Below are 20672 nucleotides of genomic sequence, written 5' to 3'. Positions count from 1 at the left end.
TTCCTTTTACTTATGCGAGGTTGGTGGACATGGCCGACAGGCCAGTGTTGGAGAAGTACCGCCACGTGATGTTCGACCCAGACCCGGAGATGGATGTGATCCACCCCTGATTGAGTAAGCTCAGGATTGCGTTCATCCGCGACATCAAATCCTTGGTGCGGTCGAACAGGCGGGTCATGTTGTAATACGAGCCGTTAGTGACCACCATCAGGTCGTAGGTGTGGAATACGATCTTCGACAGCCCGCTTTGTCCCACCCAGCCCGAATAGGTTCCCTTGCCCGTCAGCGTGCAGTCTTGCAAGGTGACGTAGCGTGAGCCGGTCGTGTAGAACTTGTAACCACCAGTACGCAGATCGGAGCCTAGGTGGATACCTGCTTTGCCGTAAAACAATCCTTTCGGATCCAACGTCAAACACGTGTAGTAGGTGCCGCCGTCTGCCTTCTGGTAGGTCCAGGCGACGTAGTCGCCTTTGTAAGCAAGTTGGTTGACGATTCCTTGCACATTCGGCTTGTCCTTATGGGCACGCCGCGCGAACTCGCCGATATAGCGGCTGCCGTACCAAAACTGCATCCCAGCGCTCGTGATCTTGCCTTCCAGGGTGGTCCCGTCATACCAGGCGATCTGCGTGGGCGTGATTCGGATCGATTGCGTCCAGCCTGCCAGGCCTACTTGGATGGCGTTGGTGGCGAGCTTGTCGGCCGTAATCGACCGCGCCCCAATCCGAGCCGCCGACAACGTCCCGGTGGTGATCTTCCCAGCATCCAGCGAAGCAATTTTGGCCGATGTGACCGCAGCGTCTTTAATCATCGCGTTAGTGATGTATCCGTTGGCGATTGTGAGCTTATCCGAGGTAATGCTGCCTGCTGCGATGCGTGCAGCCGACAAAGTGCCAGTCGTAATCTTGTTCGCGGATAGGCTGCCAACCTTCGCATCCGTGATCGCCGCATCCTTGATCATCGCATTCGTAATAAACCCGTTAGCGATGGTGAGCTTGTCTGAGGTGATGGATCCAGCCTGAATGCGTGCCGCTGCCAGGTAGCCGGTGGTGATCTTGCTCGCTGACAGGTTGGCGATTTTCGCGTTGGTGATCGCGGCATCAGCGATGTGTGCGGTGCCGATGGCGGCGTCTGCGATGTGTGCTTGGCTGATCGCTTTCGGCCCGATCATCGCAGCACCCACCGGTGTCTGTTCCCATTGGTTGTTGGTGAGGATGTATTGGCGGGCGATCACGCCGTCTACACGCACTTGCCACAGTGCGCCTTCTGGCCTGCCAGCCGCGTCCGCTACGCTCGGGTCAACAACGGCAACCGTGAGCCGCCCATCCGAGGTAACCGCAACGTCGTGGGCGTCTTGCGCCAACTGGGTAGCACCAGCGGCAGCAGCCTTGGCCTGGTCGATCTCCACCTGCGCCGAAGCCATCTGAGTGGCGACAGCATTGGCGGCGGTTTGTGCGTCTTGTGCAGCGGCGAGGGCGTGGTCGACCTCTGCACGGGCGGCGTCGAGTTCCGCGCTGATCTGGGCATGGTTCAGGTCAGTAGCGAGTGCCACCCAGCCAGGCTGCCCGGTGTCGGTGAGCCGGTATATCCAGATTTCGGTGGTTTCGCCGTTGCTTTTGAACCAGGTGTCACCCAGCTGCGCCTTCTCGGGTTGGGCACTGCCGTAGTGGTTGGTGTTCTTCCCATCCGCACTAGCCAACGCGAACCCGGCCGCATCCGACGCAGCCACCGCCGTGCTGATGGCGGTCTTGACCTGTCGGGTGACAGACGTGAACTTCCGAGCTACGGTTCCAAGTTCGACCGAGATGTACTGGAGCGTGAGCGGGTTGTACTCGTATGCCACCACCCGTGCCGTCAGCGCAATACCAAGATCAGCGTGGCGGACGGTCACGGTATCGCCAATCTCCACGGTCTCTAGCCGTGCGAGATCAGCGTATTCACGGGTTTGTGAAAGGTCAGCGAAGCGGATCTTGTACGACCCAGACGGCTCATCCACATGTCCTGCGCTGAATTCTACCGCCGCTAGACGGCGCAGCTCAGAGTGGGCTTGGTCGAGCGGAAGCTCGCCTTCGCGCGGATTGTCCGTGTCGGTGATGGCTTTGACTTGTCCGTAGCGGATGACTCGGATACGCGGCACCACATAATCTCCCAATTTCGGGCTATCCACATAGAGTTCAGGCAAGAGTAGGCCGTTGTAGCCGACCGGGAGAATCCGTGTCACCACTGTTGAAAAGTCAATGGATGATTCGAAGCCGGTGAGGTTCTTGCGGTCACGGATGACCACCCCGTGGTTGGCTCCGCGCATGGGCGCGTGATGGATATGGAAATTATCGCGGGTCAGTTCGCCGCCCCAACGCGCAGCGAACGTGTTGTTCTCGCCCGCATCCATGAGAGCGGCGGCGATGGGTATGCGCACCAACCGCGCCGACGACCTGGTCACCGTATCCGATGAGGTAGCAGTAAACCCGTGGCTCGTGTTTGCCGCCCCAAGGATTTGAGTGAGTGCGCCTTTCGCGGTTTTGTTGACCACGTAGGTGTCGGCGATGAGGTTCGCCGCCAGATCATAGAAGACATGAAACGCCGTTACTTCCAGCAAACCTTCGATCGTGGTGACGACCTCGCTAATCCGGAAACCCTGACGTTGCTCCAGCCCTGGCACGGGCGCTGCCACAATGTTCTCAAGTACGAGGTGCTGGGCTGCAGGTCCATCTGCTGGGTAGGTGAAGGTCAAGGAGAATTCGCCACCTAGTTCTTCCGTCACGATCGGGTTGATGATCTCCCGATCCAAGACTCCTAGCCCGGTGGTGGTGAATGTGGTGGCGGTGCGGTCGTGAACCGTAATCATGAGAGGCCTTCCAAAGACAACAGTGGCCACCCCACGAAGGGATGGCCATCGGAACTTGCGTGAGTTGGGTGTTAGGGGTTGCGCCAGTTCGGCACAATCTCGATCTTCGAGATGCCGGTACCGAGCGTGATCCTGTTCAACCCAGGCCGAAGGAATGGGAATGCTTCACTGAGCGCATCGGTCTGGACTTTCCCGTGGGCGTGTGCGACGAGACGCGCGCTGTCGAGCGTGACGGAGCCTGCTGGCGAATTCACCTGATGTACCGTTTTGTTCACCGTCAACGAGAGCATGCCCGTGCCTGTAACAGTGATGATCGGATCCGCATCAAGAAGTCCTGGGTTGGTGATCGTCCCCGACTCCGACATTATTAACGGCTTCAAACCCTCGGTCAGGTAAGTGAAGGGCTGGCAGGTCAGGCGTGCGGTGAAGAACCCCCACCCCGACAGCTCACGGCGCAATTCCGAGACTTCGCAGTGCTTAACCTTGCGGTAAATACCAGGCTCAGCCGTGAGTGCAATGGTCTGGGCATTGGTGAGCTCGTGAGTGGCTCGCCGGTACTGGTCGAGCCCGTCACGGATAGGCACGGCGAGATCGAGCTCGATCTCGGTATCCTCCCAGCCCGTGAAGCGCGTGAGGGTACCTGCTCTGCCTTTGACTTCAATATCCTCCACCGCACGGACGGCTGCAGGAATCGCCACCGGTGCCGTGAGTCGCAGACCAAGCGACGCCGACGTCACCGCGCTGTTGAGGGTGAAGCCAAACATTAGTAGCCTCCTGCCATCACGGTCTGCCGCCGATCAAGACGAGCAAGTTGTTTGTCGAGAGCGGGTGCGAGTTTGCCGACCAGCGTCCCATCCGACAACGTCACCGAAATATCCAAAGACCCGAGGATCCGCTTCGCTGTCGCGTCGACGATGCTCGCGACATCCACACGCTCACTATCAGCACCGCCACTCGTATCGCGATTGATAGCTATGGGTTGTGGGGCGAGGTCAACGTTCGGCACTTGCAGGTCTGCAACCGCCTCGATCGGTACATGAAGCCCGTCTTCAAGCTCGCTGAAGGCGTCCATCGTGTCCCTAGCTAAACCAGTGGCAGCGGTGACGGCTTTGTTGCCGTCCGTGCGGATGGAGCCTGCGAGGCCTTCGACAAGCATCCGTCCTGCCCACGCCATCTTGCGAGACGGGCTGTGGATGCCGAAGAAACCGGTGATGGAGTCCCAAATCCCGCGTGCCCAATTCGAGATCGAATTCCACAGCCACCCCGCTAGGGATTGGATTCCGTTCCACAGGCCGTAGACGAGGTTCTTGCCCGCCTCCGCCATCTGCCACACGCCCTGACCAACAGCAAACACAATCCCAGAAATAATCGATGGGATTGCGGCGACAATCGTGGAAATAATCTGCGGCAGATTCCGCACCAACGCGGTGAGTAACTGGATTCCTGCTTGGACGAGTTGCGGGATCGCCCCACCAATCGCCGACACAATACTGGCGATAATCTGCGGCAACGCGGCCACAATCGTTGTAATGATTTGCGGCAAGGCACCAATCAACGCCGTCAGCAGCTGGATCCCTGCGTCGATGAGTTGCGGGATCGCGCCGACCACACCGCCCACGATCGCGGTAATAATCTGCGGGAGTGCTGCGACGATTGCTGTGATGATCTGCGGCAGCGCACCAATCAAGGCCGTCAACAATTGAATGCCTGCTTCGATGATTTGCGGGATCGCCCCGACGAGGAAGGTCACTATGCCGGTGATAATCTGCGGGAGTGCTTCGATGATGACGGGGATGGCTGCGATGAGGCCTTCGGCGAGACCGGTGATGAGCTGCAACGCCGCATCAAGAAGCAATGGCAGGTTATCGACCAGGCCCTGCACCAAAGCCACGAGCATTTCCATCGCAGCTGGAATCAACTCCGGTAGTGCTTCGCCAATCCCAGAGACGAGGGTGGCGATGATCTGAATCGCCGCCTCCAATAAAGACGGCAACGTTTCGATGATTGCTTCTACTAAAGCGATGATCAGCGTCACGGCTGTTTCTGCTACTTGTGGCAACACCTTGATAATGCCTTCAAGGAGCGCGGTCAAAATGCTCATGCCGGTCTCGACCACCATGGGTAGTTGCTCGGCAATAAATGCGAGAGCTTCCTGTAAGACGGTGCCGAGGGTGTCGATGAGGGCGGGTGTTCCGCCTTCTTCGAACGCTGCCGTGAGTTCGTCGATCCAGCCGTTGACCATCGGCAACACCGAACCCGCCAACGCCTCAGAGACTCCTCCTGCGAGGAGGCCTTTGAGGTTTTCGATCCCGTCCTGCATTGTCGCGAGCTGACCAGAGAAGGTCTTAGATTGGGCGTCCATAGCCCCGTAGAAACGCCCGCCCTCGGCCGTGGCAGAAGCAAACGCGTCCGCAACCATGTCAGCGCTGATCGCGCCCTTGGCCATTTCCTCCTTGAGCTCACCAATACTCTTGCCGGTCTTGCGGGAGATTTCTTCGAGGGGGTTGAATCCGGCGTTGATCATCTGCAGCAAGTCCTGACCAGTGAGCTTGCCGGTCGAAGACATTTGAGCGAAGGCAAGGGTCAGCGATTCCATCTTCACCGCGTTACCTTGGGAGATGTCGCCGATTTCGTTGAGGTGCTTTTTCGCATCCTCCAGGCTCATGCCAAAGCTCAGGAGGGTTTGCATGTTGCCCGCGAGGTCCTCCATACCAAACGGAGTCTTCGCCGCTTCAACCTTCAGGTCGTTAACGAGTTGTTGGGCTTTGGCTTGGTCACCCAGCATCGTCGTAAAGGACGTGGAGTATTGCTCCATACGGGCGTTGTATTCCACGCCCTCTTTCAAGGCTTTGGCCATGCTGTGACCGATCGAGGCGATCGCATGCCCGATACCCTTCACGCTCGCGATGATGGCTTCGGAGGCAAGGTTGGCTTTCAACACGTCACCGAAAATGCGGGTCTTACCAGAAGTCGAGGCCATCTCGTCGCCGAGATCATCCACCGCACCCTCAAGACGTCCTGCGTCCTTGGCGGCGTCTTTAGCATCGTCACCGGCACCGTCTGCTTCGTCCCCGAAATCCGACAGGGCGTCATTATTCGATTTGAGTTCACTTTCGAGCCGGTTGAGCTCCGCACCCGCGTTATTAAGCTGGATCTGCCAGTTCTTCGTCCGGCTATCGTTCTCCCCAAACGAGGAAGCGCTGTTTTCGAGGGCTGCGTGTAGGGTCTCAATCTTGGCTTTCTGAGCCTCGATCTCTTTTCCCAGCACTTGGTTACGGGCTGTGAGTGCTTCGGCGGACTTGTCGTTCTTATCAAACGAGGAGGCTACGAGCTTCATCTCACTGCCAAGCACTCGCATCTCACGGTTAATATCCGTGATCGCGCGCTTGAACTCACGCTCACCCTCAAGCCCAATCTTCAAACCAAAACTGGAGTCAGCCATAGGTCTGTATTCCTTCGCGTTGCTGGGGGTTAAAATTGGCTAGAGGATGAGGAGGAATCGTGTGGGCCAATGTTGTAACTAATCGCCGGTGGGTATGGCCGTTGTTTGCTTTACTCTTCATCGGTACGGTCGTTTTCGCTGTTTTGTGGATGAGCGGTGTCGTGCATCCCGTCACGGGCATCGCTAATGCAGCAGGTTTCGCAATATGTGCGATCGGGCTTGCAGCGTGGCACCTTGCCACTCGTGGTTTGCAGCGATGAGCACTCCGGTGCTTTTCCTCCACGGACTCGGTGAGACCCCGCAAGCCTGGAATGGCGTCATCAACGAGTTCGAGAGCATTGACGCGCTCACGCCCACTGTTTTCGATCAGCCATCAGGAACGCCATGGTCGTTACATGAGCGCACGGACGAACTCGCCGCATCACTAAATGATCCAGTCGACGTGGTTGGGCTATCTCTTGGCGCGGTGATGGGTCTTGATCTGGCAATTCGGCACCCGCACATGGTTCGGTCGCTGTTTCTTTCAGCTCCCCAGGCACGCTCTCCTAAAGCATTGATGCGCATTCAAAGCGTTCTCATGCGAGTCTTGCCTGAGCGTCTCGTGTGCCCACCACAGATTTCCAAGCAACAGTTGCTGGAAATCCTGCGTCAAATATCAGCCATTGATTTCGAGCCAGAGCTTGGAAATATCACGGTTCCAACGACGATTGCGTGCGGCTCGAAAGACCGCGCGAATCTTCCTGCCGCCCGCACCATCAGCCAACAGATCCCACATGCCCGCCTCATCGTTGTGCCAGACGCGGGTCATCAATGGCATCAATCAATGCCCACACAATTCGCTCACGAACTAAAAGTCCACTGGAACAGTATCTAAATCCCGGCAGGAATCACGTCGTCGATGAACCATTGACGTAGCGGCTGGGCTCTGCCGGTTTCTAACCGCCAGCAGTCGACCAGATCCAACAGTTCCCCGAACACGGTCAGGCCCACCTCCACCCGCGATAGGTGAAGGTGGGCCATGCCGATATACGTCAGCCGCATGAACACAGAATTGTCGTTATCGACTATGCGTCCGCTGCTGGTGCTTTTGGGGCTGGCTCGGTGAGGATGTCTCGGCGGGTGCCGCGCTGGAGAGCTTCGGCGATCGCGCCACGATAATCCGCCAGATCGGCAGGCACAGTGAGTAGTTCAACCTCGTCCTCGCTCAGTTCTGGGCGCTTGTCGTCTGGGTGGCGGTGGTTGTGGATCTGGACTGATTGGTTGGCCAGCAGCGTGATCAGCCAAATCACCTCACCGAGCGTTTTGCCCAGGTTGTCAGACGTTTCGAGGGCGTTGCCCAGGTGTTCGAGGCCGCCATAGCGCTCGGCGATCAGACGTGTGGCTTTTGTGGTGAGCACGAGCTCGTAGTCCTCCCCGCCAATGGTGACAGTGGCGGAGCGCCCTGGTTCCACAACAGATTCAGTTTTCTTCTTGCTGGTCATCGCTTGGTACTCCTCTTGTTAGCTTGTAGCGGGTTCGTAGACTTGGGCGTACCAGCCGGTGATCGTCTCGGGTTTGACCCCGGTGCCGCCCTCTAGCACTTCGGCCTTCCACGGATGACGCCCCTTCGCATCTGGCTTGTTACGCCGCAAAATCGTGCCCTCAATGCTCGGGGTCGAGAAGGTGATCGAGTCGGCTTTGGTGGCCAGCGTTTCGGTTGGGAGGGCGAACTTGACCCGGTAGAGCCAGAAATACTGATACTTCCCGTTGGAGCGTGCGGCTCGGAAACCAATCGCCACCGGGCTGCCGCCGTCCTCGGAGGCGGAGATGAGAACGCCGTTGGAGTCCACTGTCGCCCCAGTGAGGGCTGCGGCTGCTTCACCACCCAGATCATCAATCCCCAAAGTGAGGGTGCCGGATTTGAATTCCTTGACGATCTCGGATGGGCCGTCATCGGCATACAGGATCGCTTCGGCCACTTCGACGGAAAGTTCTGCGGAGATCGCTTTCGCGAGGGGTTTGGGTTTGGCGTAGGTCTCCTCACCCGTATCGGGATTTTCAGTGATGGTGGCATAGTAGAGCTTGTCTAAGCCAATCGTTGCCATGAGAAATTCTCCTTATCTGTAGGTGTGGTGGGTTGCGACGTCTATCGCGTAATGGTGAAATCCGGTATCAGCTTCAAAGCCGACATAGGTACGGCCAGTAATCGTTAATCCTGTGTCGAGCAGGGCGCGAGTGACCCGGTTGCGCAGGTCGAGATAGTTAGATTTCGTGAAAAGTGCGAGGCGAACTTCCTCAACCTCGATACTGGGTTGATTGTCTGCGAACACGTCCAACACGTCCGTCAGCGGGGTTGCCACCAGATACGTTTCTGGCGCGGTCGTGGCTGTGTAGAGGCCGACTTCGAACGGCAAACCAAGCTTGTCAGCGATCATCGTGAGTTGTTCCAATAACGCGGTCATGGCCCCACCTGCTCAATCCGCGCCGTCAACGCCGCCTTCATGGCCTCGATCGCACCCCTGTGGGTTTGCGACCTTGTGGGTGCAAGGAACGGGCGTGCAGGCTGATCGCTGCGGCCGTGTTCGAAGACGTTGGCGATCAACGCATTCGCTCTGCCGTCGCGGCGGTTCTCAGCAAAGCCGACCTTAATGTTGTGATTACCTTTGTTGTTTACTTTCACCGAGGTCGTACCAAGCGCTGCCAGTAGTTGTCCTGTTGACCGCGAGGGATTCTTGGTGGCGCGTCCGATCGCGCCGGTGAGGTTGGCTCGCATACGCGGCTCGACCACGGCGGCTCCCGCCTCAAGCACCTCATCAGCAGAGGTTTCGAGCACGCGGCTGGCAGCATCGAGAGAATCAATGAACGCGTTGGGAAGGCGAATCTGGACTCTAGCCATGGGCCTCTCCTTCGGGCGTGGTCTGATGGGCAAGAATCTCGACATACCGGCCGATCACCTCGACTGCGTCGATCACATACCGCCCGCCCGGTTCACTGATCTCCATATTCGTGGTCACGAATAGTCCGGGGATGGTACGGATGCGGAAGAGGACATCGGCCTGTAAGTACGCTGCCCGGTTCACCCACGCGCTCGATGCGTGTCGGACCTCGACCTGCGCCCGCACCGTTGCTCGCACTTCATCGCGCGTGGTGGTGAACCCCGCCTTATCGCGGATAACCGTTGGCTGTATAAGGTCGATGGTGGTGGTCATGGATCCAAGAGAAGCCATCAGTTACACCTTCCAGTCCCGATCCAGACGCAGCAGGTTGTTGACGGCGTTCCACACCGCCCGAGCCGCATCCGGCTTATCTGCCCAAAAGCCTGCCGTGGAACCATCACGAGACTCGTAGAAATGGGAGGCGAGCATGACAATGCCCTGCCTGGTTGCCCCAGACATCTCGTGTGTTTCGTAGTGGTTTTCGGGCAGGTGCTGGAAGGAGCAGGCGTAGGAGGTGGCCGCATTGACCAATGCGACAAGCAGCTTGTCGTCATCGTCGAAGGTGATGAGCAGGTTCGCCTTCACCTGCGCAACCAAATCAACCGTGGTCATTGCGGCCACCTCCTCTCCATGTGCGGGGTTTGTTATGCTCCGGCCTTCTGGGTTAGCAGCTTGACTGCTTCGGGCAGGACGAGCTTGCCGTCCAGCCGCTGGGAAGCCAGGAACCCGACCTGTCCGGTGGTGGCGAACAGTTCGTTGAGCCGCTTGAAAGAGCGACCCTGCCGATCGGCAATCCAGTAATACGACAAGTCACCAAAGGCCACCGTCGACGCACCAGCCTTGATTTCAGGCACAAACGTGGATGTGTGGACGGGGCGGCCGAGGACAAGGTCTGGTGTTCCTGCTGTCAGGGCTGGCTGCCACAGATACTGGCCGTTGCCGTCCTTGAGCTTGCGGATGGTTTTTACGGTCGAGTCGTTCATCAGCCACACCGCGTTCTTGCGATACGGGGCGCGCAGGGCGTAGTGCAGGTCGATGAGTTCATCAGCCGTAATATCGGTCGCCTTGCCTGTGGTCACTGCCTTCTCACCACCGCCAGTGGCTGCGAAAATGCCGGTGGGCTTGCCCTTACCGTCCCCAGTGAGGAAGGCTTCTTCTTCAGCAGCTCCAATACGGCGAGCAAACTCCACCGCCAAGTACTGCTCGACATTAAACGCCGCATCATTCAGCAGCTCTTCGGAGATTTTGAGGAAGGTGCCGAGCTTAAACGCCGACAACGTCACCTGCGTGAACGCCTCGTCCGACTCCGTATACGGCTTGCCCTCATCGAGCCAGCCTGCGGTGCCATGGGTGGAGACGACCGGGATCTTGCGATCCCCTGAAGTGGTTTGAATGACCTTCGTCAAGGAGCGCATGATGTTTTGATCTTCCAGTGAGGAGATCAGTGTGCGTTCGAACTCGTCAGGTACCAAGTAGCCGCCCTCAGTGTCTACGCCTTCGGAGAGGGCGTTGCGTACTTCCATCGGTGAGATGTTCAGTCGCATGGCATCCCAAAACGCCCGTTTGTACGAGGCGGTTGCTCGAGGTGCAGTCGGCTTGGCTTCATCGTCAGGGTTCATACCGGGCATGGAGGTGAGCGGCGTGTTGGTTGCCTTGGCGAGGTCGGCGTCGCGGCGCAGTGCTCGTTCGGAGCGTGCGATCTCATTGGAGAGACGATCGATTTCGGCTTCCATCTTCGCGTAAGCCTGATCGTCTTCAGCTGACAGACAGCCGGTGGTGGTGTCGCGGCGCTCATCGAGGAAAGCCTTCGCGCGCTCCCATACGTCGGAGCGCTTGGTACGAAGGTCAGAAACAGTCATAGAGGTTGTCATTGTGGGGTTCCTTTCAATGGGGTTGATTGATCAATTCGGCGTACAAATCACAAACCCGCCGACCAACAGGCACGGCGGGTTTAGTGGTGGGACGTGGTGGTCGCACCGGTTTCGGTGGTGATGTGGCGCTCAGGTGTGCGACGAGCTTTTGTTCGGATGCGCGGCGGGAGAACACCACACCAAGATCCGCGTTCTTGGGCGGGAACGGAGGGTGCTTCGGCTCATCGCCGTCGTCCTTGTCAGGTTCGTCGTGAGACTCGACCTCATCCTCATCGTCATCTGGCTCTTCGTCCGGCTTAGCGTTGAAGGCAGGGTTGCGTTCGCCGGTGAGAAGTTCGTCGGCGAAACCCATGTCAATCGCGGCCCGAGCATCCATCCACGTCTCAGCGTCCATGAGCTTGGACAGCTTCGCCCGACTCAGGTTCGTCTTCTCCTGATATGCATTCAGGATTGATTCTTTGACCGAATCAAGCATGTTCATGGCGCGTGCGAGTTCGTCCTTATCGCCGACCGCCATGGTGGCCGGGTTGTGAATCATCAACATCGACACCGGGCTCATGACTACCTTCGTGGCGGCCATGGCAATCACAGACCCGGCGGATGCGGCGATCCCGTCGATATTGACGGTGACTGTGCCTGGGTAGTCGATGAGCATGTTGTAGATCTGCGCCGCAGCCACCACATCACCACCCGGGCTGTTGAGCCAGATCGTCACCGGCCCAGACCCAGCATTGAGCTCACTAGCGAAGATTCTCGGCGTGACATCGTCATCGAACCAGGATTCTTCGGCGATCGTGCCGCTAATGCGCAAAACCCTGACAGCATCTGAGTCCGGGTCAGTGTTGTGTGGCTCGGGTGTGAGCCAGTTCCAAAAACGTCTCATATCCTCCTCCTTACAGAAGATTCACTCGTAGGTTCCTCAGCCGGTTCAGGCTCCGGTTCAGACTCGGTTGTCTGCGCGTATGCTCCTGCGAGACCGAGCGGGAGCATATTGCCGTTGACTAGGTAGAGATCGCCGCCAGCTTCGGCAGGGATCTTGTCGAGGTTTTCTAGTTCGCGGATATCGTTGGCGCTCATCCACCCGTTCTGCCGTGCCACCGCATACCCATTCATTCGGGATTCGTAATCACCTCGCAGTAAGCCTTCGAGGTTGAACTTCACGTAGATCTGTGGCTTCTCGCGCGGGCTGAGGAGGGTTTTGGTGATGGCTTGTTCGAAGCGGATAACCCACGGATCAAGCGTGTACTTCACGAACTCCAACGACTGCTGCTCAATATTGGAAAACGAGGATTTTTCGAGGTCGCCGATCATGTGCGGCGGGATACGGAAGATTCGAGCAATTTCGTTGATCTGAAACTTCCTCGTCTCCAAAAACTGGGCTTGTTCTGGTGAGACGGCGATTGGTGTGTATTTCATGCCCTCCTCGAGGACCGCGATCTTGTTCCCATTACGAGCGCCGCCGAACGTGGACTGCCAGGACTCCCTAACTCTGGCGGGGTCTTTGATCGTGCCCGGATGCTCCAACACCCCACCAGGAGCCGCACCATTAGCGAAAAAGCTCGCCCCGTAGTCCTCGGTAGCCTGCGCCAAGCCGATGGCGTTCTTCGCCATCGCAATCGGGCTATAACCAACCAGCCCGTCAAAGCCGAGCCCTGGAATATGGAGCACATCGCGCGCGGCCAACGTGACGGTTTCAAACCTTCCTGCTGGTTCGTCCCACGTGCGCTGATACTCGTAATACAGCCGCCCAAACTCATCTCTGCCTACGGTCATCCGGTTAGGCATGAGTGGATACAGGCCGATGACTTCGTCGCGCCCGTTGCGGATCACCTGAGCAAACGCATTACCCCAGAGCAGTAGGTGCGTCATCAACGTTTCGCGGAACACGAAGCTCGTCATCTCTGGATTCGGCTCATCATGCAACAACCTGTAGAGCGGATGGTCGAGCGCCTTCACCTTCGCCCCATCAGCGTCTTGCTGATAGACATGCAACGGCAGGCCCGCGATAGCTTCAGCCAAAATCCGCACACACGAATACACCGCAGTCATCTGCATCGCCGAGCGTTCCGTCACCGGGCGACCAGAAGACGTCGCCCCAAAGAAAAAGCTATAACCAGAGCTGATCGCGTGATCGTCAACGGAGCGGGCAGTGTCGCCACGCAACCAATTCAGAAAACCCATGTGCATACCTTTCAATGAGAGAATCGGTAAGAGAAGGAGGAGATAGCGATGACCGAAAGTTCGTTCCAACAAGCAAAAGAGGCCTATCGAAAAGCGCGTCTCGTTGAACGCGAGAAAATCCGTAACTTGCTTCGATCCATGAATTTCGAAGTAGTCGACGGCCCTCAAGCCGGAGAAGGTCCTTTCTCCTACCCAAAGAGATCAACGCGCATTCGCCCACAACTAGACCTAAGAAACTGGATGTGGGTAGAAGGAACGTCACTCAGCAATCGTTCAATCCAGGTTCTCGTCACACTGCAAGTCCTTGACTGGGATTGGGAAGAGGAGGATGGCAAGTTAAAAAATACATCGAGAAATGTGCATGCCCTGTTTGATCGTTTAGGCGTTATTCCTTTTTGCGATGCTCCGCATCCGAAGCTTCGACCAGGTGCGCATTCAGAATTAAAATTCCCGACATGCAACCTCGAGGCCGATAAGTGGGTTAAGAACGCAGTTCTCAACGATCAGTTCCATACGGATATTGACCTCCCGCTGGATGAAATCAAACTTCATAAGCTCGAGCAGATAATCCGAACGCGATGCTGTCACGCCTAAATAACGAATAATCCGCGCTCGTCATAGACGCTGCCGCTCACATGTCCGGTTCCGTTTCGAATGGCGCGATCGAGAGCCATGATGGTGGCGACCACGCCGTCGATTTTCTCGGTGCTCTTTTGTTTGTCAGGTTTGATGTTTCCTGCTGGGTCAGTTCGTATGTGAATGTTGTCGACCATCCATGACAGGACTGGGTGCCCACCATGAGCAAGGCGTCCTTCAAGCGCGAGCTTCATCAGCTCCTTCGACGGCGGGCTCATGTCTTTGAAGCCCTGCCCGAAGGGAACGACGGTGAAGCCGAGTCCTTCGAGGTTTTGGCTCATTTGGACTGCGCCCCACCGGTCGAAAGCAATCTCCCGAATATCAAACCGCTCACCAAGGGTTTCGATGAAGGCTTCGATTGCGCCGTAGTGGACGACGTTGCCCTCGGTGGTCTGCAGGAAGCCTTGGCTCTGCCATAGGTCGTAGGGCACGTGGTCACGAGCCACGCGCAGTTTGAGGTTGTCTTGCGGTATCCAGAACCATGGGGCAATCACATACGCTTCATCACCTGTTTCGGGCGGAAAGACGAGCACGAACGCGGTGATATCCGTCGTCGAAGCAAGGTCAAGCCCGCCGTAACACACGCGTCCTTCCAAATCTGACAGGTCGACGGGTGCGTTGTTTTGGTTCCACACGTGCATGGGCATCCATCGCACCGACTGCTTGACCCATTGGTTGAGTCGTAGTTGGCGGAATGTGTTTTCTTCGGCTGGGTTTTGCTTCGCGCTCGTGCAGGCTTGGCGGACTTTCTCGATCGGAACAGTGATCCCTAAGCTCGGGTTAGCCTTATGCCACACGGCCTCGTCGGTCCAGTCATCCTCGCGGTCCGCGCCGTAAATGACCGGATAGAACGTAGGATCAAACTTTTTGCCTGCGAGGATGTCTTCGGCTTTCTCATGCTGCTCATAACAAATACTGTGCGTGTCGGTTCCTGCGGTGGTGATGAGGAAGTACAGGGGTTGGGTGCGGGCATCGCCGGAGCCTTTCGTCATGACGTCGAACAAGGCACGGTTGGGTTGGGTATGCAGCTCGTCGAAGACAACACCAGAAATGTTGAACCCGTGCTTCGAATACGCCTCCGCACTCAAGACTTGGTAGAAGGAGTTGGTGGGCTTGTAGATGATCCGCTTCTGCGAGGCAAGAATCTTGACACGCTTAGATAACGCCGGGCTCATGCGGATCATGTCAGCTGCCACCTCAAACACGATCGAGGCTTGCTGACGATCAGCCGCGCACCCATACACTTCAGCGCGTTCTTCACCATCCCCGCAGGTGAGCAGGAGCGCAACTGCGGCGGCGAGCTCACTTTTGCCCATCTTCTTCGGAATCTCAACGTAAGCGGTAGTGAATTGACGGTAGCCGTCTTCTTTGACAGTGCCGAACAGGTCGCGGATGATTTGCTCTTGCCAGTCGATGAGCTGGAAGGGCTGTCCTGACCAGCGGCCTTTGGTGTGTTTCAGGGCTTGGATGAACGCGACCGCGAAGTCGGCTTTACGCTTGTCGTAGCGTGAGCCTGTGGCCATGAATCGGGTCGGCGTGTAGGTGTCGAGAGTGCGCATCACACCCTTCAGGCTCCTTCCTGTGCTGGTTAGTTGGTGTGGGCAAGCGCCCAGGCGATGGCGTGGCCGGCGTCTTCGAACAGTTCGTCAGCCTCGGTGACCAGGGTAAGTTCGCATTCAATGAAACTGCGAGCGTCCGGTCCCCAGCCGCCGATCGGCTGCTCGGCGAGCTTGTAGACGCGGGCGTCGTTTCCGATCCAGCCTTTGCCCAGGTGCCGGTATGCCGAGGCGAGGACGAAGTCTCCGTAGGTGATCACCGTGCCGTAGCTGTCGGTCGCCATCTGCAGCTGCTCCATCGTGGTCTTGCCGTTGTTCATGACTTTCTCCTTGTCCTCTTGTTCGGTCATGTACATACAGCCATAGGTGTGCGCGGTTATCCAGCCGTTTTCGGCGTATTTACACAGGAAGAATAGAGATTCTGATCTCTTGCATATTTCCCGTTTATTCGGCCTGTGTGGGCGTGGTTTTCCACGCCGCATTCCCTTCCAAGTTGGTCAGCAGGACTCGGCGCACGTGCTTGTAGCTGTCACCGATCATGCCCAGGCGTAGGAGCCAGCAGCGCATCGCATACTTATCATTCCCTGGTTCAGGTGGTTTCGGTGAGATGCGGGTGGAGGTCTTGGCTTGCTCGATCATGAGCTGAAGGAGCACACTGGCCGCCTCGATCACCTCCGCGTCAGGAAGTTGTTCGAACCAGGCAAACTCAACCGTTCCCTCCACCGCATTCAAATTCATCGGAGTGGCCGGAATGCCCAGCGCCTTAGCGATGAGTTCTCCCTTGGCGGCGAGCAGGGCTTCGAGCTTCGCGGCTGTGGCTTCGTCCCAACCTGTCGTGGGGAAAGCAAGCGTCAGCCCGTACTCCTCGCTCGTGGGCGCGAACCCGGCCTTCTGTGTGGCTTCAATGAGCGCTTCGGCGTCGATGTCCTCTGGGAGGTGAAGGGTCCAGTCCCGGTCCAACCGTGCATCTCCGATCTGGTAGTCGAACGTGGGTGCTCCCGCATAAACTGCCGTGAGACCAAGGTGAGCGGCGATGGTGTTGGCGAGTTTCTTACGCCCGCTCTTGTTCGGGACGAACGAAATTTGGTTCATGCCGCCACACCCTCACCGTCAAACCAAGACTCGACCAGTTGCAGGTAGCCGGTTGCGTCGTGTTCGATTGCCCCGGCAACCAGCGGGAAGTTCCACTTTCGTGCAATGTCGAGGGCTTCCTCGACGTCCCAGATATTGATGCCCGCTTCGAGCATCTCGCTGATCTCAATATGTAAATCACTCATGCCCATCCTCCATCTCCTCTTTCCCCTAGTTAGGGGGTCGTTTGGTCATGTACATACAGCCATAGGTGCGAGCGCTTATCCAGTCCTTGCGCGAGCAAAATTCTTCAGTCTTTCAAGGACGTGGCGAGCCACGGGCAAAGCGATCCCGTTGCCCCACAACTTGTATTGCGCCGAATCCGACGTCGGGTCTGCGAGCCAGCTGGCGACCTGCTTGCGGGAGCGCGGCCTAACGCCTCGGAGGCGGTTCCATTCGGCCCACACGTCCACCCAGTAGTCGAGCTGGGCATCGGTGGGGTCGGTGATGGCGAGCTGGTCGCACCAGTCGTCAGGGAACCCCTGCAACCGGGTGCACTCGACCGGCGTCAACCGCCTGGGGCGCAGCGACGAGCTGGCGACCATGGGCGGGTCGGTGTAATCCGTGGCCAGCAGCGCACCTGCCTGATCCTTGGTGGTGCGGGTGAAATAGTCGGCCTTGGATGCGGCATAGACGGGTTCCAAGATGACCATGCCGCCTTGGTTGCAGGTCGGCTCTCCGCCTTTCAGGTCGAGGGTTTCGACACTTCCGCTTCGTAGCCGTAGTGGCCGCCACCGCTGCGGGACTGGTGGATCGAATTCAGGCCAAACACCCTGCGTTCCTCTGGGGCGTCGAGGAGGATGGGGACGTTGGTGGGTAAGTTGCCCATCCGGGCAGTCAGCGTCTGCACCACCCCCGAGGAGTTGACGGTCAACCTCGAGTCCTGCGGATGATGATCCAACAACATCACCGAGCTGCTACGGCCTCCAAGGCTTGCTTCAGGGGTGTGGGCATGGTCTTGTTCTTGCGTGCCGCCCGATTCAGGATTCCTTGGCAAGCTCTCGGGCTCAAAAAGAATCTCGGGTGCGGATCGGCCTGCAAAATCTGCGACAAGGTAGATGCGGCGGCGGCGTTGGGCGAGGCCGAAATGTTGCGCATCGAGTACACGCCACGCAACCGAGCATCCGCCTGCCACGACGGTCCCAGCGTCGGCCCACCGCGTGTCAGGAACAGGCACGTCAGGGACGGACGGCGCGACGACCTGGATGAGGCTCGTGAGGACGGCGGCGAAATCCACCCCTTGGTTGGAGGAGAAGGCTCCCGGCACGTTCTCCCAGACAGCAAATCGGGGATATTGGTCATTAGTCGCCTCCCTCATTTCCTTGATGATGCGAACAGCCTGAAAGAACAGGCCGGAACGTGAACCTGCCAGCCCGGTCTGCCGTCCTGCGACCGACAGGTCTTGGCACGGCGACCCGAACGAGATGATGTCCACCGGCTCGATCACGGTGCCGTCGATAGTGTTGACGTCGCCGAGGTGGGTGACCGCGGGCAGACGGGTGGTGGTGACGAGGATCGGAAACGGCTCCACCTCGGACGCCCAGACGGGGCGGATACCGACGTTGAGGGCGGCGAGTGGGAAGCCGCCCGACCCGTCAAACAGAGAGCCAAGCGTCAACGCGGTCATGTGGTGCCTCGATCCACTGCCTTCACGACATCCAGGTAGGCGAGCTGCTGGCCGTCGCGGAGACACGTGATTCCTGCGGCGTCTCCGGTGGCGTCGGCGTAGCGGCGCAGGATCACGGAGGCGTATTTTTCGTCGAGTTCCATGCAGTAGGCGATGCGGTCGGTTGCCTCAGCTGCCATGAGTGTGGAGCCTGAGCCTGCGAAGGTGTCGAGCACGATCGTGTTCGCCTGGGTGGAGTTCCCGATCGGATACGCCAACAAATCCAGCGGTTTGGAGGTGGGGTGGTTAGCGTTGCGGCGGGGCTTGGCGAAGTTCCAGATCGTGGTTTGTTTCCGGTCGGCGTACCACTTGTGCTTACCCGTCTTCACCCACCCGAATAGTACCGGCTCGTGCTGCCACTGATACGGGGAACGTCCCAATACGAGGGAATCTTTAACCCAAATACAACAGCCCGACAGGTAGAAACCAGCATCTTGAAAAGCGCGACGGAAGTGCAATCCTTCAGTGTCAGCGTGGAACACATACGCGGATGCGCCCTTCTCACACACGCCCACCATGTTCGAAAACGCTGATAGCAGGAAATCGTAGAACTTATCGCCATCCATCTTGTCGTTCTTGATGGACAATCCGGATCCTGATTCGAAGGCGACGTTATATGGCGGATCGGTCAACACAAGATTCGCACGCTTACCATCCATCAACAACTCGACGTCCTCGGCGCTGGTGGCGTCGCCGCACACGAGTCGGTGGCGGCCAAGCGTCCAGATATCCCCACGCTCCACGAACGCGGCTGCTTCGAGTGCGGCGGTAAGGTCGAAGTCGTCGTCCTCAACCTCGTTCTCATCCAAGGAGCCGATCAACTGCTGGATTTCGGCGTCGTCGAAACCGGTGAGTTCGGCGTCGAAATCACTCGCGTCGAGGTCGGCGATGAGGAGGGCGAGTTTGTCGTTGTCCCATTCGCCGCTGATCTTGTTGAGCGCGATGTTGAGTGCTTTCTCGCGCGTCTCATCCAGTTCCACGACGATCACATCCACGGTGTTGTGGCCGAGTTCTTCGAGCACTTTCAAGCGCTGATGACCACCAATGACATGCCCGGTGGTGGAGTTCCAGATGACGGGCTCGACGTAGCCAAACTCGGTCAGGGATCGCTTGAGCTTCTCGTATTCGGGATCGCCGGGCTGGAGGTCTTTACGAGGGTTGTAGTCAGCGGGCTTCAGCTCAGCTATTGGCATTGTTTTCATGAGCATGCTTCTTCACCGCCTTCCCTAAAGCATTAACGTGAGCGAACGAGCTCTCCCAGCGCAAACCGTCATGGCCGAAGTGACCGTAGGTTGAATACTGTGTAAAACCAGGCTTGCGAAGATTCAAGGCATCGATGATTCCACCGGGGCGCAGCGGAAACACTTCCCGTGCAGCAGCAGTGAGGATCTCGTCAGAATATTCCCCGGTGCCGAGGGTGTCGATGGTGAAGGCGACCGGATCAGCTTTCCCAATCGCATAACTGATCGCCACCTGACACTCATGAGCCAGACGAGCGTCGACGATCGTGCGGGCGATCAGGCGCGTAATATAGGCACCCGAACGGTCAACCTTCGAGGCGTCCTTGCCCGAGAATGCTCCGCCGCCGTGAGGGGCGAGCCCACCGTAGGTGTCGACCATGAGCTTGCGACCCGTCAGTCCAGTGTCCGCCTTCGGCCCACCAACCGTAAAAGATCCGGAGGGGTTGACGAGAATCTCGGTATCAGCGCTAATCGGCAGGTACGGTTTGCACGCGGGTGCGACGATCAGTGTTTTGACCTCAGCCGCAAGCTCGTCCAGAGTCTTCGTAGCGTCGTGTTGGATCGACACCACCACGGTTTCGACTGCTACGGGTTGTCCGGCGGCGTCGTAGCGAACCGTCACCTGCGCCTTACCATCGGACTTGATACCGCTGATCGTGCCGTCCTTGCGGGCGTCATCAAGACGCCCACAGATCTCATGCGAGAGTACGAGCGGCAATGGCAAACGCTGCGGGGTTTCGTTGGTGGCGTATCCGTAGACGGTGCCTTGATCGCCAGCGCCCTGCAACGCAAACTCACTCGTGTCTCCGAAGCGAGCCTCCAAGGACTTGGAAACTCCTGCGTTGATGTCTGGGGATTGGCGGCGTGTCCAGACGAAAACGAGGAACTTCCACGGCACATAACCCGCCTTCACCAGCGCGTAACGCACCGACTCACGAATACGCGGACGAACCTTCGAAGTGATCTCGCCAGTCACAATGATCCTGCGGCCAGATGCCATCACTTCTACTGCAACGCGGGCAGCAGGATCCTCGTAGAGGATATCGTCAAGGATCGTGTCAGCGATCAAATCACAGAGCTTATCGGGATGGCCGATACACACGGCCTCAGCAGTCTTCGTAACAGACATACACACTCACTTTCCAAAGAATCGGGACATAGAAAAGTGCCCACCCATCTCGGGCAGGCACA

23 protein-coding genes are annotated in these 20672 nt (G+C 57.9%); 2 read left to right on the top strand and 21 right to left on the bottom strand.

All coding sequences use genetic code 11. The annotated features are described in order from the left end of the window. Positions 1–10: 10 nt before the first annotated feature. From HMPREF3174_RS06070 to HMPREF3174_RS06060, 3 genes are all read right to left on the bottom strand, one after another. Positions 11–2842 carry a phage tail spike protein gene (locus HMPREF3174_RS06070; RefSeq protein ID WP_070448225.1) on the bottom strand — a complete coding sequence of 944 codons (2832 nt, stop codon included), beginning with the start codon at positions 2840–2842 and terminating at the stop codon, positions 11–13. A gap of 71 nt (positions 2843–2913) precedes the next feature. After that, entirely contained in the window at positions 2914–3606 is a 693-nt protein-coding gene (locus HMPREF3174_RS06065; RefSeq protein WP_070448224.1) for a hypothetical protein, read from the bottom strand. Then, positions 3606–6284, bottom strand: a complete 2679-nt coding sequence (locus tag HMPREF3174_RS06060; protein ID WP_070448223.1) for a phage tail protein — start codon at positions 6282–6284, stop codon at positions 3606–3608. The genes HMPREF3174_RS06065 and HMPREF3174_RS06060 overlap by 1 nt, the downstream gene beginning before the upstream one ends. 256 nt (positions 6285–6540) lie before the next feature. On the opposite strand from HMPREF3174_RS06060, the gene HMPREF3174_RS09055 reads away from it, so the two are divergent. Then, a complete protein-coding gene (locus tag HMPREF3174_RS09055) occupies positions 6541–7158 on the top strand; it encodes an alpha/beta fold hydrolase (protein ID WP_083297702.1) in 618 nt (205 codons plus the stop codon). Here HMPREF3174_RS09055 and HMPREF3174_RS09405 read toward each other — a convergent pair. The 10 genes from HMPREF3174_RS09405 to HMPREF3174_RS06015 are packed head-to-tail and all read right to left on the bottom strand — an operon-like array spanning position 7155 to position 13251. After that, positions 7155–7325 (bottom strand): hypothetical protein, encoded by a 171-nt coding sequence (locus HMPREF3174_RS09405; protein WP_155845676.1) that lies wholly within the window; start codon positions 7323–7325, stop codon positions 7155–7157. The two genes, HMPREF3174_RS09055 and HMPREF3174_RS09405, sit on opposite strands and share 4 nt — an antisense overlap. A 23-nt stretch (positions 7326–7348) precedes the next feature. Further along, a complete protein-coding gene (locus HMPREF3174_RS06055) occupies positions 7349–7765 on the bottom strand; it encodes a hypothetical protein (RefSeq protein WP_070448222.1) in 417 nt (138 codons plus the stop codon). A gap of 18 nt (positions 7766–7783) precedes the next feature. Further along, positions 7784–8368: a major tail protein gene (locus tag HMPREF3174_RS06050; protein WP_070448221.1), complete on the bottom strand. Its 585-nt coding sequence runs from the start codon at positions 8366–8368 to the stop codon at positions 7784–7786. Positions 8369–8380: 12 nt separating this feature from the next. After that, complete coding sequence (locus tag HMPREF3174_RS06045) at positions 8381–8725, bottom strand: hypothetical protein (protein WP_070448220.1); 345 nt, start codon at positions 8723–8725, stop codon at positions 8381–8383. Then, on the bottom strand, positions 8722–9159 hold the full coding sequence (locus HMPREF3174_RS06040; RefSeq protein ID WP_070448219.1) for an HK97-gp10 family putative phage morphogenesis protein: 438 nt from the start codon (positions 9157–9159) through the stop codon (positions 8722–8724). Before HMPREF3174_RS06040 ends, HMPREF3174_RS06045 begins: the two co-directional genes overlap by 4 nt. Continuing rightward, a complete protein-coding gene (locus tag HMPREF3174_RS06035; protein ID WP_070448218.1) occupies positions 9152–9490 on the bottom strand; it encodes a phage head completion protein in 339 nt (112 codons plus the stop codon). The genes HMPREF3174_RS06040 and HMPREF3174_RS06035 overlap by 8 nt, the downstream gene beginning before the upstream one ends. Before the next feature lie 3 nt (positions 9491–9493). Beyond that, positions 9494–9811: a head-tail connector protein gene (locus HMPREF3174_RS06030; RefSeq protein ID WP_070448217.1), complete on the bottom strand. Its 318-nt coding sequence runs from the start codon at positions 9809–9811 to the stop codon at positions 9494–9496. 32 nt (positions 9812–9843) lie between these two features. Next, positions 9844–11058, bottom strand: a complete 1215-nt coding sequence (locus HMPREF3174_RS06025) for a phage major capsid protein (RefSeq protein ID WP_246783074.1) — start codon at positions 11056–11058, stop codon at positions 9844–9846. A 25-nt stretch (positions 11059–11083) separates the two neighbouring features. Next, on the bottom strand, positions 11084–11953 hold the full coding sequence (locus HMPREF3174_RS06020) for a head maturation protease, ClpP-related (protein WP_070448215.1): 870 nt from the start codon (positions 11951–11953) through the stop codon (positions 11084–11086). After that, complete coding sequence (locus HMPREF3174_RS06015) at positions 11950–13251, bottom strand: phage portal protein (protein WP_070448260.1); 1302 nt, start codon at positions 13249–13251, stop codon at positions 11950–11952. The genes HMPREF3174_RS06020 and HMPREF3174_RS06015 overlap by 4 nt, the downstream gene beginning before the upstream one ends. Positions 13252–13299: 48 nt before the next feature. Between HMPREF3174_RS06015 and HMPREF3174_RS09275 the strand changes: the two genes are divergently transcribed. Next, complete coding sequence (locus HMPREF3174_RS09275) at positions 13300–13845, top strand: hypothetical protein (protein ID WP_148132182.1); 546 nt, start codon at positions 13300–13302, stop codon at positions 13843–13845. Here the strand turns inward: HMPREF3174_RS09275 and HMPREF3174_RS06010 are convergent. The 8 genes from HMPREF3174_RS06010 to metK all read right to left on the bottom strand — a co-directional run bounded on the left by HMPREF3174_RS06010 (position 13842) and on the right by metK (position 20610). Next, positions 13842–15446, bottom strand: coding sequence for a terminase large subunit (locus HMPREF3174_RS06010; protein WP_070448214.1), 1605 nt, complete (start codon positions 15444–15446; stop codon positions 13842–13844). The genes HMPREF3174_RS09275 and HMPREF3174_RS06010 overlap by 4 nt on opposite strands. Positions 15447–15475: 29 nt before the next feature. Continuing rightward, positions 15476–15799: an Nmad4 family putative nucleotide modification protein gene (locus HMPREF3174_RS06005; protein ID WP_246783073.1), complete on the bottom strand. Its 324-nt coding sequence runs from the start codon at positions 15797–15799 to the stop codon at positions 15476–15478. An 88-nt stretch (positions 15800–15887) separates the two neighbouring features. After that, positions 15888–16535 (bottom strand): hypothetical protein, encoded by a 648-nt coding sequence (locus tag HMPREF3174_RS06000; protein ID WP_070448213.1) that lies wholly within the window; start codon positions 16533–16535, stop codon positions 15888–15890. Further along, a complete protein-coding gene (locus tag HMPREF3174_RS05995) occupies positions 16532–16720 on the bottom strand; it encodes a cell division protein (protein WP_070448258.1) in 189 nt (62 codons plus the stop codon). Before HMPREF3174_RS05995 ends, HMPREF3174_RS06000 begins: the two co-directional genes overlap by 4 nt. A gap of 75 nt (positions 16721–16795) precedes the next feature. Continuing rightward, positions 16796–17227 (bottom strand): DNA cytosine methyltransferase, encoded by a 432-nt coding sequence (locus tag HMPREF3174_RS09570; protein WP_246783072.1) that lies wholly within the window; start codon positions 17225–17227, stop codon positions 16796–16798. Positions 17228–17259: 32 nt separating this feature from the next. Beyond that, positions 17260–18201: a DNA cytosine methyltransferase gene (locus tag HMPREF3174_RS05990; protein ID WP_246783071.1), complete on the bottom strand. Its 942-nt coding sequence runs from the start codon at positions 18199–18201 to the stop codon at positions 17260–17262. Next, entirely contained in the window at positions 18198–19448 is a 1251-nt protein-coding gene (locus tag HMPREF3174_RS05985; RefSeq protein WP_070448212.1) for a site-specific DNA-methyltransferase, read from the bottom strand. The genes HMPREF3174_RS05990 and HMPREF3174_RS05985 overlap by 4 nt, the downstream gene beginning before the upstream one ends. After that, positions 19420–20610 (bottom strand): methionine adenosyltransferase, encoded by a 1191-nt coding sequence (metK, locus tag HMPREF3174_RS05980; protein WP_070448211.1) that lies wholly within the window; start codon positions 20608–20610, stop codon positions 19420–19422. The genes HMPREF3174_RS05985 and metK overlap by 29 nt, the downstream gene beginning before the upstream one ends. Between the last annotated feature and the right edge of the window lie 62 nt (positions 20611–20672).

This window comes from Trueperella sp. HMSC08H06 (genome assembly GCF_001808465.1).
In the GTDB taxonomy this organism is placed as follows: domain Bacteria; phylum Actinomycetota; class Actinomycetes; order Actinomycetales; family Actinomycetaceae; genus Trueperella; species Trueperella bernardiae.
The sequence above is the reverse complement of the archived record's forward strand: the minus strand, read 5'-3'. Positions and strand labels throughout refer to the sequence as shown.